2 protein-coding genes are annotated in these 669 nt (G+C 65.8%); both read right to left on the bottom strand.

Features of this window, described 5'->3' with window-relative positions; translation table 11 throughout:
* The coding region (locus tag AC1DWF_RS35135; RefSeq protein ID WP_476843088.1) for an AbgT family transporter at nucleotides 1–225 on the bottom strand (225 nt) is incomplete at its 3' end.
* A 15-nt stretch (nucleotides 226–240) separates the two neighbouring features.
* Nucleotides 241–669 (bottom strand): M20/M25/M40 family metallo-hydrolase (locus tag AC1DWF_RS35140; RefSeq protein WP_476843089.1); only part of this gene is annotated, 429 nt, incomplete at its 5' end.

Raw genomic sequence — 669 nt, forward strand, 5'->3', positions numbered from 1 at the left:
GAGCAGGCTTCGCGCCGCCACCACCATGGGCTCGACCTTGTCGGTCTCGATGTTCACCTGCTGGAAGGCGACGCTGACGCCCATCGCGCCGAGGATGGCGGAGAGGACGATCACGATCCCGATCAGGATCACGAAGATGAGAACGGGGTGCGGCACCCGGTTGCCCACGCGCTCCACCACGTCGAGCATCTTCTGCATGGCGGTCTTGGGGGCGGCGGCGCTCATCTTTTCGTTCCTGATCTAGCGCGCGAGCGCGTCGAGGATGCGGGCCCAGGAGCGAATGCCGCGCCGGAAGCACTCCAGGTCGTATTTTTCGTTGGGGCTGTGGATGCGGTCGTCCTCCAGGCCGAAGCCGGCCAGGATCACGTCCATCCCCAGCGCCTTCTTCAGCTCATGCGTCACCGGGATGGAGCCGCCGCCGCCGATGAAGACACCGGGCTTGTTCCACTCGTCGGTCAGCGCCTGGCGGGCCTTCTCGAATTCCGGCGCGTCGATCGGGAAACGGATGGCCTGGCCCGAGCCGTGCTCGATGAACTCGGCGCGGCAGTCGGCGGGGATGCTGGCCTGCACATAATCGCGGAAGGCCTTGCGGATCGCATGCGGATCCTGGTCGAAGACCAGCCGGAAGGAGATCTTCGCGGAGGCCATGGCGGGGATCACCGTCTTGAA

The organism is Aminobacter sp. P4_D5, assembly GCF_056401815.1.